The organism is Kluyvera georgiana ATCC 51603 (assembly GCF_001654985.1).
GTDB classification, from domain to species: Bacteria; Pseudomonadota; Gammaproteobacteria; order Enterobacterales; family Enterobacteriaceae; genus Kluyvera; species Kluyvera georgiana.
In genome coordinates this window covers 110,636-125,085 of the sequence record NZ_LXEU01000046.1, presented here as the reverse complement: position 1 = coordinate 125,085, position 14,450 = coordinate 110,636, and the positions used below count along the sequence as shown (strand labels likewise).

Genomic DNA, 14,450 nt, shown 5'->3' with positions numbered 1-14,450 from the left:
CTCTCAGCCACAGCAACGCAGTAAAAATGTATACCCCGCCGTAGGCCGCGTACACGCGCCCGCTGGCCGTCGGATGCAGCGTCAACAGCCAGACAAACAGCGCCAGCGCCACCCCGGCGGGCAGGAGTAATAACGGCGTTGCGCCGCGTTTAAGCCACAGCCACGGCAGGTAGCAGCCAATAATTTCACACAGTGCGGTGGCAAAAAACAGCAGCGAGGTCTTTATCATCGTTAATCATCATTTACTTACGGTGGGCTTATCATACGTAAAAATAAGCCTCAATCGACCATGCTATTTTCGCGGGTATGCCAGCCCAAAGAGATGTAGTAAACTGCTTAGCAGGAGCCATTGTTTTTATCACGTTAAAGGAACCCGCAAATGAAAATTACACTTGGCAAACGCCTGTGCCTGACGGCAATGCTCGCGCTGGGTGCCATCGTGTACACCGCGTCTGCGTCTGCTGAAACCAGCAAGCTGATCATTGAATCTGGCGATAGCGCGCAGAGCCGCCAGAACGCAGCGATGGACAAAGAGCAGTGGAACGACACTCGCCAGCTGCGTCAGAAAGTGAATAAGCGCGCGGAAAAAGAGTGGGACAAAACCGACGTGGCATTTGACGCCCGCGATAAGTGTCTGCAAAGCCCGAACGTCAACGCCTACTGGGAACCCAACACCCTGCGCTGCCTTGACCGCTCAACGGGCCGCACGCTGAACCCATAATCGACGAGGGCGCCACTGGCGCCCTTTTTATCGTTGGCCTGTGTGAACGTTAGTAGTATTCAATCGCGTTTTTAATCGTATAGCGTTGGGTGGTGGCGGGCTTCACGCTCTCATCCACAATCGTCAAATCACAGCTCACCGGGTTATCATAACCGTCGTAATCGCAGCTTTGCGTAACGTTGCCAATAGGCTGCTTATTCAGCAGGCTCACCGAGGTATAATCGAGCTTCTTACGTACGTCCTGCGATGGCGTTGAGATAATCGACAGCGTTTTATCTTTCACGGTCGACGTTTTGCCCAGCGGATACCCTTCAGCATCGTAGCGGTAATCTACTTCACTCTCTTTACCCAGCGCCTTCACCACAAAACCGTTATCGTCGGTTTCCCAGGTCACGCCCGCCGACGGGAACTCGGCCAGCTGACATTTCCCCTGCAAGCGCACGCGTTTTTCATGCGTCACACCGTCGAGATAATAGTTCGCGTTCAGCACCAATAGCGCACCGGTATCGTCTTCAATGTTGTGGAACTCCAGCATATCGAAACATCCTTCCGGTGAAACCTGCGCGCTCACACGCTTTGCCACCTCTCCCTTTTCGTTGAGCAACGTTTGGCTGAAGTCTTTCACCGGCCCGCGCAATGGGTCGAAATCAAACTCATTGGAGAAACTGGCCATTTCCGGCGTGAACGCCGCCGGGGTATCGTTCTTCTCACAACCACTTAGCAGAGTCATCACTGACGCCAGCAAAATCACTTTCTTCACACCGTCATCCTGTTTCGGGAGTTTTCTCAATCATATGAGGAAATACAATTATTTACACTAGTACTGCTATACTTTTTACGTCTTAAACGAAAAGGAGCCGAACATGAGAACTTCACGCTGGCTACTGGCACTCCTGCTGGCAGGCACCATGCCCGTCCTGGCGGCCGTACCGGATTCCTGTGAACGCGTTCGCAGCGACATTCAGCAGAAAATTATCCACAACGGCGTCGCGGAAAGCGCTTTTACTCTTGATGTGGTCCCTAACGATCAGGCCGACCAAGCGGGTGCCCAGGTTGTCGGCCACTGCGCTAACGATACCTTTAAAATTCTCTACACCCGTACCGATAACGCTCAATGATGTTCTGCCGCCTCCGCTGGAGGCGGCCTCGCTTACGCCTTTTGCTCGACAATAAACTCCAGCGCCACCCCAATCAGCACACCGTCCCTCAGCGAACGATCGTCCGATAACGCATCCAGATCCCCCTGGAAGCGCAGCTTTTGCGTCGACGTATTGATCGTGAGTTTTGAGTGTAGACAGGGAAGCGCCTGCGACGTAATGGGATAGACCACTCGACCGGATACCAGCACTGGGATCTTGCGCAACGCCGTCTCCTGTAGCACACCAACCGTCGAATAAAGCACCGCCAGCGGCGTCACCGCCAAAACCGGTTGGTTTGTCACGCTGATAAAATCGAGCAAAATTTCGGGGCGTAAAAAATTTACCCCTTTATAAGGAACCGTGACCGTATCAATCGCGGGCATCGGGATAACTTGCGTAGCAATGTCCTGCATAGGGTTCTTCCATAAGCGTAGGATGAGGCCAATATTCCGGTCACCGATACCGCCGGGTGACCGTAAATAGCGTGTTTTATTGTTGTAAAACAATTATGCACAGCGCTCCCTTTACAGGCAAATGTCGCCCACAAAATCTCGACGCTGGGATCTCTTCAGAATTGACCGGGGTTAATACTTGTATACCACCACAAGGGTATCATTTTCGTCCCTTAGTCGGTTCTTAATTTCAGGTCGAAATCATCAAATAATAATAGAGTGAGCGATGTCTAATCAGGAAAAACCAGGGGGGCTAAGTCGACGTACCCTTATTAAATCGTCGGCGATAGGATCCCTGGCGCTTGCCGCGGGCGGCCTCTCTTTGCCCTTCTCCCTGCGAGCAACCGCCGCCGCCGTGCAGCAGGCCGCTCAGGTCGAAGATAAAGTGGTCTGGGGCGCCTGCTCCGTTAACTGCGGCAGCCGATGCGCGCTGCGCTTGCACGTAAAAGACAATGAAGTTTATTGGGTTGAGACCGACAACACGGGCCACGATATTTACGGCGATCATCAGGTGAGAGCCTGCCTGCGCGGACGTTCCATTCGCCGTCGTATCAACCACCCGGACCGACTGAACTACCCGATGAAGCGCGTGGGCAAACGAGGCGAAGGAAAATTTGAACGTATCAGCTGGCAGGAAGCGCTGGATACGATTGCCGATAACCTAAAACGCGTCGTGAAGGACTACGGCAACGAAGCCGTGTACATCAACTACTCTTCCGGCATTGTTGGCGGCAACATTACTCGTTCGTCCCCTTCTGCCTCTGCGGTGATGCGCCTGATGAACTGCTACGGCGGTTCGCTTAATCAGTACGGCACCTACAGCACCGCGCAAATTGCCTGCGCAATGCCGTACACCTACGGAACCAATGACGGCAACAGCACTTCTGACATCGAAAACAGCAAACTGGTGGTGATGTTCGGCAACAACCCGGCGGAAACCCGTATGAGCGGCGGCGGAATTACCTGGTATCTGGAACAGGCGCGGGAACGCTCAAATGCGCGCATGATCGTTATCGATCCACGCTATACCGACACCGCCGCCGGGCGTGAAGATGAATGGATCCCCATTCGTCCCGGCACCGACGCGGCGCTGGTCGCCGGTATTGCGTGGGTATTAATTGAGGAAAACCTGGTCGACCAGCCGTTCCTCGATAAGTACTGCGTGGGATATGACGAAAAAACGCTGCCGGAAGGCGCTCCGGCAAATGGTCATTATAAAGCCTATATTCAAGGCCTGGGCGATGATGGCATAGCCAAAACGCCGCAGTGGGCCTCTCGCATTACCGGCATTCCGGCTGACCGCATTATCAAACTGGCGCGTGAAATCGGCAGTACTAAACCGGCCTATATCTGCCAGGGCTGGGGCCCGCAACGTCAGGCCAACGGGGAGCTTTCCGCACGCGCCATTGCCATGCTGCCTATTCTGACCGGCAACGTCGGTATTAACGGCGGGAACAGCGGTGCCCGCGAGTCGACCTACACGATCACCATTGAGCGTTTCCCGGTGCTGGAAAACCCGGTAAAAACCGCCATCTCCTGCTTTACCTGGACGGATGCAATCGACCACGGCGCGGAGATGACCGCCACCCGCGATGGCGTGCGCGGCAAAGACAAACTCGACGTGCCAATCAAGTTTTTCTGGAACTATGCCGGTAACACCATCATCAACCAGCACTCGGACATCAACAAAACCCACGAGATTTTGCAGGACGAAAGCAAATGCGAAATGATTGTGGTGATTGAAAACTTTATGACCGCCTCGGCCAAATATGCCGATATCCTGCTGCCTGACCTGATGACCGTCGAGCAAGAGGACATCATTCCGAACGACTATGCCGGTAATATGGGTTATCTGATCTTTATCCAGCCCGCAACCGCGCCGAAGTTCGAGCGTAAGCCTATTTACTGGATCCTCAGCGAAGTGGCCAAACGCCTTGGTGATGACGTGCATCAAAAATTTACCGAAGGCCGCACTCAGGCCGAGTGGCTGCAGTATCTGTACGCTAAAATGCGCGCGAAAGACCCGGCGCTGCCGAGTTACGACGAACTCAAAAAAATGGGTATCTACAAGCGTAAAGATCCGAACGGTCATTTTGTCGCCTACCGCGATTTCCGCAACGATCCGCAAGCCAACCCGCTGAAAACCCCGTCGGGGAAAATCGAAATTTATTCCAGCCGTCTGGCGGACATCGCCGCAAAATGGCAGTTGGAAAAAGATGAAACCATCAGCCCGCTGCCGGTCTATGCCTCTACCTTTGAAGGCTGGGACGACCCGATGCGCGACAAATTCCCGCTCCAGCTGTTCGGCTTCCACTATAAGGCCCGGACGCACTCCAGCTATGGCAACGTCGATGTGCTGAAGGCCGCCTGCCGCCAGGAAGTCTGGCTCAACCCGATTGACGCGCACAAACGCGGCATTCAGAACGGCGATATGGTGCGGGTCTTCAATGGCCGCGGTGAGGTGCGGATACCCGCAAAAGTCACGCCGCGCATCATGCCGGGCGTGTCAGCCATGGGCCAGGGCGCATGGCACGACGCGCAGATGGATGGCGATCGTATCGACCACGGTTCCTGCATCAACACGCTGACCACCCACCGCCCTTCACCGCTGGCGAAAGGCAATCCACAGCACACCAACCTGGTTGAGATCGAGAAGGTATAAGGACTAGCTGATGAGTACCCAATACGGATTTTTCATTGACTCAGCCCGCTGCACCGGTTGTAAAACCTGCGAGCTGGCGTGTAAAGATTACAAAGACTTAACCCCGGACGTCAGCTTCCGCCGTATTTACGAATACGCGGGCGGCGACTGGCAGGAGGATAACGGCGTCTGGAACCAGAACGTCTTCGCCTACTACCTGTCGATTGCCTGTAACCACTGCGAAGATCCGGCCTGTACCAAAGTGTGCCCCAGCGGCGCGATGCACAAACGTGAAGACGGCTTTGTGGTCGTTAACGAAGATGTTTGCATCGGCTGCCGTTACTGCCACATGGCCTGCCCGTACGGCGCGCCGCAGTACAACGCGGCAAAAGGCCACATGACCAAATGCGACGGCTGCCATGAGCGCGTGGCAGAAGGCAAAAAACCAATCTGCGTGGAATCCTGCCCGCTGCGCGCGCTGGACTTTGGGCCGATTGAAGAGCTGCGCCAGAAGCACGGTCAGCTGGCGGCCGTTGCGCCGCTGCCGTCGGCGCATTTCACCAGGCCGAACATTGTGATTAAACCGAACGCCAATGCACGTCCGTGCGGCGATACCACTGGCTATCTGGCCAATCCGAAGGAGGTGTGAGATGGGCAACGGATGGCATGAATGGCCGCTGGTGCTGTTTACCGTACTGGGACAATGTGTGGCTGGCGCGACCATTATTAGCGGCATGGGTTGGCTGGCGGCACGTCATGAAGCCGCCGATCAGCGGCGCATCGTGCTGAGTATGTTCTTCCTGTGGGTCATCATGGGGATAGCCTTTTTTGCGTCGGTACTGCATCTCGGCTCACCGCTGAGGGCGTTTAATTCGCTCAACCGGGTCGGCGCTTCTGCGCTGAGCAATGAAATCGCCAGCGGATCCCTTTTCTTCGCCGTGGGTGGATTCTGGTGGCTGCTCTCAGCGCTCGGTAAAATGCCGCAGGCGCTGGGGCGCATCTGGCTCATCGTCAGCATGCTGCTGGGTCTGGTATTTGTCTGGGCAATGACACGTGTTTATCAGATAGATACTGTGCCAACCTGGTATAATGGTTACACGACAGCCTCGTTCTTCCTGACCGTGCTGCTCACCGGGCCGCTGTTTGCCACCTTGTTGTTAAAACTGGCAAAGGTGCCGTTTAACGGCAAATTCTTCGCGGCATTAAGCGTGCTGGCCTTGCTGGCAAGCCTGGCGGTGGTGGTTTTACAGACCAGCGAGCTGGGCTTCATCCACAGTTCCGTACAGCAGGCTAACGCGCTGTTGCCCGACTGGGGCGTCTGGCAGGTTTGGCGCTTCGTCCTGTTAGCGGCCGGATTAGGCTGCTGGATCTGCCCGCTACTGCGCCGCGTTCCATCAACGGCGCTCGGTCTGACTGTCGGCCTGGTTCTGATGATAGCGGGAGAGCTGATCGGCCGCGGACTGTTCTACGGCCTGCATATGACCGTTGGTATGGCGATTGCCGGGTAATCTATCGGCGCGGGAACTGACCCGCGCCTCTTTAAGGAATTGCAGTAATGAATGACGTTCAGCACAACGACGCCTTAGCTTTTTCTGCTCGCGTATTGGGAGCACTGTTTTACTTCGCACCGGACAGCGCGCTTGCCGAGCCGCTGGTTGCCGCTTTTCGTGATGGCGAATGGGCCGCTCAGTGGCCATACCCGGTCGCCAACGCCGATGCGCTGTCCGCCGCTTTTGCCGCACCCGGTGATGAATCGCTGGCGGAAGCCTGGCAACGGCTGTTTATTGGCCCGTCGGCCCTGCCGTCACCGCCGTGGGGCTCCGTGTGGTTAGACCGCGAAAACGTTCTGTTTGGCGATTCCACTCTGGCACTGCGCCAGTGGATGCGGGAAAACCAGATTGCGTTCGACGTTGCGCAAAATGAGCCGGAAGATCATTTCGGTACCCTGCTGATGCTGGCGGCCTGGCTCATTGAAAACGATCGTCAGGAGGCTTGCGACCAACTGCTGGCCTGGCACCTGCTGCCGTGGGCACCGCGTTTCTTGAGTGAGTTTGTCGCAAAAGCCAATCACCCGTTTTTCACGGCGTTGGCTGAGATAGCGCAGGACACCCTCGCCCAGTGGCAGTCTCAACTGCTGATCCCGGTCGCCGATAAAAAACTGTATCGCTAAGCCTCTAAAATTCTATGCAGCGTCTACACCATTACCCTGACATTATGGCGATGTTCCGTCGTCTGCTTTTCGCTACCGTCATTGGCGTCCTCGCGGCGCTGGCGGTAGCGCTGTTCCGTCACGCGATGTATCTGCTGGAGTGGCTGTTTTTAAGCAACGACAGCGGTAGTCTGGTCAACGCCGCTGAAGGTCTGGCCTGGTGGCGACGTCTTATCACCCCCGCCCTTGGAGGGCTGGCAGCCGGTATGCTGTTATGGAGCTGGCAACGTTATACGCGTCAGCGCCCTCATGCGCCAACAGACTACATGGAGGCTCTGGAGAGCGACGAAGGCAGGTTCGACACCGGCTCCAGCCTTGTCAAATCAACCGCCTCTCTGCTGGTCGTAGCCAGCGGCAGCGCGATTGGCCGTGAAGGGGCAATGATTTTGCTGGCGGCGCTAGCGGCTTCATTTTTCGCCCAACGCTTCACGCCAAAAGCGGAATGGAAACTGTGGATCGCCTGCGGAGCCGCTGCCGGGATGGCTAGCGCCTACCATGCTCCGTTAGCCGGTAGCCTGTTTATTGCCGAGATCCTCTTCGGCACGCTCATGCTCGCCTCGCTCGGGCCGGTGGTGATTGCGGCGGTTGTCGCTCTGCTCACAACGCAGGCGATGAACGGCGGCGCAGAGCTGCTTTATCGCGTCGGGGCCATTCCCGCGCTCACTGCCACGCATTATGCGCTGATACTGGCCACGGGTCTTCTGTGCGGGCTCGGGGGCCCGTTACTGATGTGGTTAATGGATACGACTCATCGCGGTTTCCTGGCGCTGAAGTTGTCTCCACCGTGGCAGCTCGCCCTGGGTGGGCTTGTCGTCGGGATACTGTCGCTGCTCACCCCCGCGGTATGGGGTAATGGATACAGCGTCGTGCAAGGGTTCTTACTGACGCCGCCCGCTCTGAGCATCATCGCTGGGATCTTCGTGTGCAAACTGCTCGCCATTCTCGCCAGCAGCGGTTCAGGCGCGCCCGGCGGGGTGTTTACTCCCACGCTATTTATTGGTTTAGGGCTAGGTATTGTGTTTGCGAATACGTGGAGTCTGGGATTTCCGGGTCACGAAGGTATCGCGATACTGCTGGGGATTACTGGAATGGCTACCCTGCTGGCGGCCACGACGCATGCGCCGATTATGTCGACGCTGATGATTTGTGAAATGACCGGGCAATATACGCTGCTGCCCGGTTTGCTGGTTGCCTGCGTGTTGGCGTCAGTGCTGTCGCGCACCTTACGCCAGAATTCTATCTACCGTCAGCACGTTACGGAGCATCGCTAAATCAACATACTGGCTGAGCTCGCGCTGTTCCGGACGCGGCAGATACGGCAGTTCGCCGATCAGCGGTGCGGGCAGTTTTTTGCTCAGCACATCAATAATTTCCGCATAGTGCGCCAGCCCTGGGTTGATACGGTTGGCCACCCAGCCAATGAGCGGCAGACCGTCGTTGGCAATGGCCTGAGCGGTCAGCAACGCATGGTTGATGCACCCTTCCTGAATCCCCACCACCATCAGCACCGGCAATTGCTCCTGCACCACCCACTCAGAAAGCGGACGCAAATCGTTCATCAGGCTGCGCCAGCCCCCCGTTCCTTCCACCACCACGTTATCAACCTGGCGGCTCAGATTCGCCAATCCGTCGGACAACAGCGTGTAGTTAATGGGACAGCTATGGGCAACGCTGCTCTCTTCTTCGCTCAGCGCGATAGGGTTAATCGCCTCATAAGGTAACGCCAGCGATGACACGCTTTGCAGCACCAGCGCATCTTTGTTGCGTAGCCCCTCAGCGGTCTCTCGACTGCCCTTGGCAACCGGCTTATAGCCTGCCACCCGTTTCCCGCTGGCGGCGAGCGCCTGCAATAGCGCACGAGAAACCACCGTCTTGCCGACAGAAGTATCAGTTCCAGTAATAAAGAAACGATTTAGCATCACTAACTAGCCCCACAATTTTGCCGACAGAATATCAAGACAATGAATAATTCAACGGGGTGAAAGTTTACGTGATGCGTCAGGAGGTCGGATTGAGATAGCGCAATTTTTTGCAAAATGGCAAAAAATGTTAACCCTGTAACAGTCTGATCAGCAGCGTTCCATTATATAGCGCATCTTTTACCAGCGCCGCTCCGGCCATCGTGCCGCGGTTGGAGAACTGCGTTTGCTCTACGGCGATATGTTTACTGTAGGCCGGCAGCGACTGCTGGCGAATACAGTCGCCAATCGCCGGAAAGAGGATGTCCGCCGCCTGGTTAAACGGAGAACCAATGAGAATTTTTTGTGGATTGAACAGATTGACCATAATCGCAAGGATACGACCAACGTTGGTGCCGATGCTGCTAATGATGTCTTTTGCCAGCAGATCGCCTTGCAGCGCCGCCTGGCACAGCCAGTCTACGGTAAGCGGCTTTTGATGTAACATCGAACTCATTGATTGCTGCATCCGCACTTGAGTGAGCTCAAGCACGCTCTCCACGCTGGCTATCGTTTCCAGACAGCCGTGATTACCGCAGTAACAGCGCTTGCCATAGGGGTCAACCTGAGTATGGCCAATCTCGACCAGGCTGCTGCTTCCGGCATGCAGTAAGCGACCATCGGTAATCACCCCTGCGCCCACGTTATGGTCAATCACCACCTGAATCACGTCGCGCGCTCCCCGAGAAGCCCCGAACAGCGCTTCGGCCATGGTCCAGGCGCTGATGTCGTGCTGGATATACACCGGCACGCCGGTATGCGCCTCCAGCGTTTCCCCCAGCGGAACATCTTTGACGTCATAAAAGGGCATGCGATGAATAATGCCATTTTCGGTATCGATGATGCCCGGCAGCGTGATAGCAATGGCCGTTAAGCGTTCCAGCAGATTTTGATGACGAATAAAGAACTGGTCGATATGCGACAGTACGCGGTTAAGGAAAGGCGTTTCGTCTACCAGCGCCAGCTCAAGCTGTTCTTCTACCACCAGTTTGCTGCTAAGGTCGCGCAGCGCCAGATGAATATCACCGCGGCTGATGCGCACAGCGAGGTAGTGCCAGGCTTCGGTTTCCACCATTAGCCCTACTGCAGGGCGCCCGCGACTCCCCGCCTCCTGGATTTCCGTTTCCTGTACCAGATGGGCTTCCAGCAGTTCACGGACAATTTTGGTAATACTGGCAGGGGCCAGTTGCGCAAGTCGGGAAAGGTCAATACGCGAAACCGGGCCAAGCTGATCAATGAGACGATAAACCGACCCTGCATTGGTCTGCTTGATTTGATCAATATGGCCTGGCTGACTGTCCGCTACCACCGTAAACTCCCTTATTTTCGCGCTTCGAAATAAACTGTGGACTATGGTGAAGTACTTCAATGGTCGACGTCAAATATTTACTTAGCCTTGTGATTTAACGCACATTTTTTCACACTTTTGGCGGCTAAACGCTGACCTTTGCCGCGTTTAACAAGTGCTGCTTAAAGCGCTGCGCCGCCTGGCTAAGCTCATGGTGTTTTGACCAGACCAGCCACATTTCCGACACCGCGTCCTCTTCTGCTATCGGTACCCAGCGCATTTCATACAACTGAACGCGACGAAATGAGGCGGGTAAAATCGACACCCCCAACCCCGATGACACCAGACCGATAATCGTCATCGCCTCCCCGACCTCCTGGGTAATCACCGGCGTCACGCCATAGCGGCGCATCAGACCAAGAATATCGTCATACAGCCCGGTGCCGACGTGCGGATCAAAAAAGACAAACGGCTCTTTCGCCAGCTCAACAAGGCTGACCGACGGCTGACTGGCTAACGGATGGTCGCGGTGAATCATCGCCAGCAGCGGCTCGCGCAGAATGATTTGCCAGTCAAGCGTATCGGGGAGCTGCGTGTTGCGCATCAGCCCCAGCTCAAGCGCACCTTCCGTCAGCGGTGAGATCTGTTCACGGGTATTGGTCTCACGCGTCTGAATATGCACGTCCGGATAACGCTGGCGAAATGTCGACAGCGTATCGGAAACGGCCTTAATAAAGGGGGCGGATGAGGTAAAACCAATGTGAAGTTCACCCGTTTCCCCGTGATGCAGACGGTTGGCACGTGCCGCGGCTTCGTTTACCTGTAGTAGGATCTGCCGGCTATCGGCGAGAAACTGCCGTCCCGCCTCCGTCAGACTCACGCTGCGGTTGGTGCGGGCAAACAGACGTGCACCGACCTGCTGTTCCAGAATCTGAATTTGCTGACTCAGCGGCGGTTGCGAAATATTCAGACGGGCGGCAGCACGGCCAAAATGCAGCTCTTCCGCAACGGCCACGAAATAGCGCAGATGACGAAGCTCGATATTCATATTTTATATGTATCAATTGAGATTATTAATATATTAGACAGAATATTTACATTTTCCTACTCTGATTATGTGACCTATGTCGACATTACTCGTTGTTTTTAGCCAAGGATCTTCCCGTGAGCCGCACAACTACCGCAGACCATACGCCCGTTATTGATGTCCGCGACGATACTCCCGCTTCCAGCAATACGTTTATCCGCCGCGGCACGCCGGCTTTCATTCGCGTTACGCTCGCCCTCTTCTCCGCCGGACTGGCAACATTTGCCCTGCTGTACTGCGTGCAGCCCATTCTGCCGGTCCTTTCTCATGAGTTCGGTATTTCACCGGCGGGGAGCAGCATTTCGCTGTCAATTTCCACCATCATGTTGGCGATTGGCCTGCTGTTTACCGGGCCGCTTTCCGACGCCATTGGACGTAAACAGGTGATGGTCACCGCGCTGCTGCTGGCTTCCTGCTGTTCACTACTGTCGACGATGATGACCAGCTGGCATGGGATTTTGCTGATGCGCGCGCTGATTGGTCTGTCGCTAAGCGGCGTGGCTGCGGTCGGCATGACCTATCTTAGTGAAGAGATTCACCCGAGTTTCGTCGCCTTCTCGATGGGGCTATATATCAGCGGTAACTCGATTGGCGGGATGAGTGGACGTCTGCTTACTGGGGTGTTTACCGATTTCTTCGGCTGGCGCGTGGCGCTGGCGGCGATCAGCCTCTTTGCGCTGGCCTCGGCCATTATGTTCTGGCGCATTCTGCCGGAATCCCGCCACTTCCGTCCCAGCTCGCTGAAGCCGAAATCATTGCTCATTAATTTCCATCTGCACTTTCGCGATCGCGGCCTGCCGCTGCTGTTCGTCGAGGGTTTTCTGCTGATGGGCGCGTTCGTCACCCTGTTTAACTATATTGGCTATCGCCTGATGCTTTCTCCCTGGTCACTCAACCAGGCGGTGGTAGGTCTGCTTTCCGTCGCCTACCTGACCGGGACCTGGAGCTCGCCAAAAGCCGGCGTGATGACGACCCGCTACGGTCGCGGCCCGGTGATGATCTTCTTCACCGGCGTGATGTTACTAGGTCTGCTGCTCACGTTGTTCTCGCCGCTGTGGGTGATCTTCCCCGGCATGCTGCTGTTCTCCGCAGGGTTCTTTGCCGCGCACTCGGTCGCCAGCAGTTGGATTGGCCCGCGCGCGCGCCGCGCCAGAGGACAGGCATCGTCGCTGTATCTCTTTAGCTACTATCTCGGTTCGAGCGTTGCCGGGACGCTCGGCGGCGTGTTCTGGCACAAATACGGCTGGAATGGCGTGGGGGGATTTATTGCCCTGCTGCTGGTCGGCGCGCTGCTGACCGGCTATACGCTGCATAAACGCTTACGCTAATCATAAGCGGCGGAGCAAATCTCCCCGCCGCTTATTTGCCTTGCACAATGCTCAGATATTCCAGAAATCACATTATACGATGGTGTAAAGATTCCGCCGATTGGATAAGGTATATATAAATTTTATTCAATAGGCAAATTGTGCTGTTTTAAGAAAGATAGCTTATCCCAATAGCCTCTTTGAAAGATAATTTTATTGTTTATCTATTTGAAAAAAACCGCAACCTCTCAAACCTAATGGGGAACGCCACTCTAAAATCGCCCATTGTCCATCTTCGAAAATGTTTTCAACGATACAAACCATTTCTGGAATAGAAAAATCTTGTTCAAACATTTTCTTTATAGCCTGTTTCCCAAGAACGGGTTCATTGGCTACCTGATGGTTTATTGCATTATCATCATATAATTCTGAAATAATTTCTACATCTGCATTATTAAATGCGTCAACCCATTGGCAAAGTATTTCCTTTGGCTTCATATAAATTACCTCCAGACCTGTAATTATTTATGTCACCTAGCATAACATCAAAATCATTTCAAGCTCAAAATTTATTTAAAGCATAGGAAAACGTTTAAAGTGCCATAATAACGCTGATCGGCTCTCCACAAATTGATGCAGATAAATGTTAGCAGCATCCGCTCTTCGCACAAGCGGACTAAGGTGTTCGAATAAAATCATCCGATCCTGAGAAGGTCAGAGAATCTTCTATCCCGGGCCGTAGACACGCTTAAACTCACGGGTAGACGTCTCCCCGCGCTTACCCTCATTCGAGACGTTTACCTGCATGATGACAAGCTGAGTATTGAGAAAGAAAAGTGCAGAAGAACAGACATATCTGACACTCAATTAACAACAGGCCCAAAAATGCCGCAGCGCACTAAACGCCGAGGCATTTTCTATTTACAGTCTACACTGATGTTTAGCAGGAAAACCCTGTCGGAGGACTTATCCGTTTTCATAAAATAGTACGTAACAAGCAACAGCCCTACCATAAATGGAATTTCATACAACTCTTCCATAAGGTCAGCATATTGAGAATTATGAACAAACAGCGGTGCCAGCAGACGATGGTGCTCAACGGTATCGGAAATGATAAACGAACAAATCGTCACAGCCAGCAACCACAGCGGCATTGTCACTTCCTTAACCCTGCGGACGATGTCCTTGCGTAATGGCCCGGATAACAGAGAAAGCGCTAAACCTCCGATCAGAACGACGGAAATCACTCTAAACACAAACTGAGGTTGCTCGGGGAAATAAGCCCGCCCCCAACTCGTACTTCGTCCTAGCAGCACCATCCACCACAGCACGGCCCACATCCAGAACTGTTTTTCTCCTTCAGGCCTCGAAAGCGGTTTGATATACCAAGCGGTAAACAACGCGCCAAACAGCAGCCACAGCGCCTGAGCGTTTTCAATCAGCGTCACTAAGGCACCGCCAAGCAACGGTAGATGCCAGTCTGCGGCAAACGGAAATAACAGGGAGAGAACCACCATAACAACAACAGAAAAGGGTAAATGTGTATCAAATTTCATAGAAATCATTCAAGTTAATAATGAATTACAGATAGTAGCGTTTAAGAAATTTATTCCATTAACATTGAATGCGATTCTTCTTAAGGTTATCT

At 54.3% G+C, this 14,450-nt stretch carries 15 protein-coding genes and 1 pseudogene; 8 read left to right on the top strand and 8 right to left on the bottom strand.

From position 1 onward, the window contains the following. The coding region (locus M989_RS11375; RefSeq protein WP_064545303.1) for a YnfA family protein at positions 1-229 on the bottom strand (229 nt) is incomplete at its 3' end. 150 nt (positions 230-379) lie between these two features. Here M989_RS11375 and M989_RS11370 point away from each other — a divergent pair. After that, entirely contained in the window at positions 380-721 is a 342-nt protein-coding gene (locus M989_RS11370; RefSeq protein ID WP_064545301.1) for a DUF1283 family protein, read from the top strand. A gap of 49 nt (positions 722-770) precedes the next feature. Here the strand turns inward: M989_RS11370 and M989_RS11365 are convergent, their stop codons facing one another. Continuing rightward, positions 771-1,481, bottom strand: a complete 711-nt coding sequence (locus M989_RS11365; protein WP_074398773.1) for a YnfC family lipoprotein — start codon at positions 1,479-1,481, stop codon at positions 771-773. 103 nt (positions 1,482-1,584) lie between these two features. Here M989_RS11365 and M989_RS11360 point away from each other — a divergent pair, with 103 nt between their 5' ends. Beyond that, positions 1,585-1,839: a DUF1161 domain-containing protein gene (locus M989_RS11360; RefSeq protein WP_064545299.1), complete on the top strand. Its 255-nt coding sequence runs from the start codon at positions 1,585-1,587 to the stop codon at positions 1,837-1,839. A gap of 32 nt (positions 1,840-1,871) precedes the next feature. On the opposite strand, the gene M989_RS11355 is transcribed toward M989_RS11360, so the two are convergent. Next, a complete protein-coding gene (locus tag M989_RS11355; protein ID WP_064545297.1) occupies positions 1,872-2,273 on the bottom strand; it encodes a hypothetical protein in 402 nt (133 codons plus the stop codon). 265 nt (positions 2,274-2,538) lie between these two features. On the opposite strand from M989_RS11355, the gene ynfE reads away from it, so the two are divergent. Genes ynfE through clcB form a run of 5 tightly spaced genes read left to right on the top strand, consistent with a single transcriptional unit; the run spans position 2,539 to position 8,433 of the window. Beyond that, positions 2,539-4,974, top strand: a complete 2,436-nt coding sequence (gene ynfE / locus M989_RS11350) for a selenate/tellurate reductase subunit YnfE (protein WP_064545294.1) — start codon at positions 2,539-2,541, stop codon at positions 4,972-4,974. A gap of 10 nt (positions 4,975-4,984) precedes the next feature. Beyond that, positions 4,985-5,602: a DMSO/selenate family reductase complex B subunit gene (locus M989_RS11345; RefSeq protein WP_064545292.1), complete on the top strand. Its 618-nt coding sequence runs from the start codon at positions 4,985-4,987 to the stop codon at positions 5,600-5,602. Between the two features lies 1 nt (position 5,603). After that, positions 5,604-6,461 carry a dimethyl sulfoxide reductase anchor subunit family protein gene (locus tag M989_RS11340; protein WP_064545290.1) on the top strand — a complete coding sequence of 286 codons (858 nt, stop codon included), beginning with the start codon at positions 5,604-5,606 and terminating at the stop codon, positions 6,459-6,461. A gap of 47 nt (positions 6,462-6,508) precedes the next feature. After that, on the top strand, positions 6,509-7,123 hold the full coding sequence (gene dmsD / locus M989_RS11335; RefSeq protein ID WP_064545287.1) for a Tat proofreading chaperone DmsD: 615 nt from the start codon (positions 6,509-6,511) through the stop codon (positions 7,121-7,123). A 14-nt stretch (positions 7,124-7,137) separates the two neighbouring features. Continuing rightward, positions 7,138-8,433 carry a voltage-gated ClC-type chloride channel ClcB gene (gene clcB / locus M989_RS11330; protein ID WP_064545285.1) on the top strand — a complete coding sequence of 432 codons (1,296 nt, stop codon included), beginning with the start codon at positions 7,138-7,140 and terminating at the stop codon, positions 8,431-8,433. Here the strand turns inward: clcB and bioD are convergent. From bioD to M989_RS11315, 3 genes are all read right to left on the bottom strand, one after another. Next, positions 8,386-9,081 (bottom strand): dethiobiotin synthase, encoded by a 696-nt coding sequence (gene bioD / locus M989_RS11325; RefSeq protein ID WP_064545283.1) that lies wholly within the window; start codon positions 9,079-9,081, stop codon positions 8,386-8,388. The genes clcB and bioD overlap by 48 nt on opposite strands. 130 nt (positions 9,082-9,211) lie before the next feature. Then, positions 9,212-10,429: a sugar metabolism global transcriptional regulator Mlc gene (mlc, locus tag M989_RS11320; protein WP_064545281.1), complete on the bottom strand. Its 1,218-nt coding sequence runs from the start codon at positions 10,427-10,429 to the stop codon at positions 9,212-9,214. A gap of 124 nt (positions 10,430-10,553) precedes the next feature. Beyond that, positions 10,554-11,456, bottom strand: coding sequence for a LysR family transcriptional regulator (locus M989_RS11315; RefSeq protein ID WP_064545279.1), 903 nt, complete (start codon positions 11,454-11,456; stop codon positions 10,554-10,556). Positions 11,457-11,572: 116 nt separating this feature from the next. Between M989_RS11315 and M989_RS11310 the strand changes: the two genes are divergently transcribed. Next, positions 11,573-12,823 carry an MFS transporter gene (locus M989_RS11310; protein ID WP_064545277.1) on the top strand — a complete coding sequence of 417 codons (1,251 nt, stop codon included), beginning with the start codon at positions 11,573-11,575 and terminating at the stop codon, positions 12,821-12,823. Positions 12,824-12,945: 122 nt separating this feature from the next. On the opposite strand, the pseudogene M989_RS11305 reads toward M989_RS11310, so the two are convergent. Both M989_RS11305 and M989_RS11300 read right to left on the bottom strand, forming a co-directional pair. Beyond that, a pseudogene (locus M989_RS11305) lies at positions 12,946-13,300 on the bottom strand (ester cyclase). 419 nt (positions 13,301-13,719) lie between these two features. After that, positions 13,720-14,358, bottom strand: coding sequence for a hypothetical protein (locus M989_RS11300; RefSeq protein WP_064545275.1), 639 nt, complete (start codon positions 14,356-14,358; stop codon positions 13,720-13,722). Between the last annotated feature and the right edge of the window lie 92 nt (positions 14,359-14,450).

What these genes read in the sequence shown, in the direction of transcription:
- M989_RS11315 (WP_064545279.1), bottom strand. Translation starts at nt 11,456, where the DNA reads ATGAATATCGAGCTTCGTCATCTGCGCTATTTCGTGGCCGTTGCGGAA.
- M989_RS11345 (WP_064545292.1), top strand. Translation starts at nt 4,985, where the DNA reads ATGAGTACCCAATACGGATTTTTCATTGACTCAGCCCGCTGCACCGGT.
- bioD (WP_064545283.1), bottom strand. Translation starts at nt 9,081, where the DNA reads ATGCTAAATCGTTTCTTTATTACTGGAACTGATACTTCTGTCGGCAAG.
- dmsD (WP_064545287.1), top strand. Translation starts at nt 6,509, where the DNA reads ATGAATGACGTTCAGCACAACGACGCCTTAGCTTTTTCTGCTCGCGTA.
- clcB (WP_064545285.1), top strand. Translation starts at nt 7,138, where the DNA reads ATGCAGCGTCTACACCATTACCCTGACATTATGGCGATGTTCCGTCGT.
- M989_RS11360 (WP_064545299.1), top strand. Translation starts at nt 1,585, where the DNA reads ATGAGAACTTCACGCTGGCTACTGGCACTCCTGCTGGCAGGCACCATG.
- M989_RS11370 (WP_064545301.1), top strand. Translation starts at nt 380, where the DNA reads ATGAAAATTACACTTGGCAAACGCCTGTGCCTGACGGCAATGCTCGCG.
- M989_RS11340 (WP_064545290.1), top strand. Translation starts at nt 5,604, where the DNA reads ATGGGCAACGGATGGCATGAATGGCCGCTGGTGCTGTTTACCGTACTG.
- M989_RS11355 (WP_064545297.1), bottom strand. Translation starts at nt 2,273, where the DNA reads ATGCAGGACATTGCTACGCAAGTTATCCCGATGCCCGCGATTGATACG.
- M989_RS11300 (WP_064545275.1), bottom strand. Translation starts at nt 14,358, where the DNA reads ATGAAATTTGATACACATTTACCCTTTTCTGTTGTTGTTATGGTGGTT.
- ynfE (WP_064545294.1), top strand. Translation starts at nt 2,539, where the DNA reads ATGTCTAATCAGGAAAAACCAGGGGGGCTAAGTCGACGTACCCTTATT.